Genomic DNA, 384 nt, shown 5'->3' with positions numbered 1-384 from the left:
TCCAACTTAATTGCTTGTTGAAGGGAGGTTAACATCCTTAGGTGGGGATTTTTAAGGGCCTTTTACTGGGGAATTTTTGTACCTTTAACATTATTTATTAAGGGGTTTATCAATCAAAGAGCCTGATCATGTGTGGAGCACGGACATAACCTATATAAGGATGAGCATAGGTTTTTTGTACCTTGTAGCAATAATAGATTGGTATAGTCGGTATGTACTGTCCTGGGAGCTATCAAACACACTTGAAGTAGGATTTTGTCTTGAGGCACTACAGAAGGCACTAAAGATATCCAGACCAGAGATATTCAACAGTGATCAGGGTTCACAGTTTACGAGCAAGGAATTTACTGGAAGACTTGAGGATGCTGGGATACGAATCAGCAT

Annotated in this window: 1 pseudogene; it reads left to right on the top strand. The window is 39.8% G+C overall.

What is annotated here, in order from left to right:
* Positions 1-91: 91 nt before the first annotated feature.
* Positions 92-384 (top strand): annotated as a pseudogene (locus tag ACYQ0O_RS13175) (transposase); the annotation flags it as partial.

This window comes from Desulfothermus okinawensis JCM 13304, from assembly GCF_054654515.1.
The sequence above is the reverse complement of the archived record's forward strand: the minus strand, read 5'-3'. Positions and strand labels throughout refer to the sequence as shown.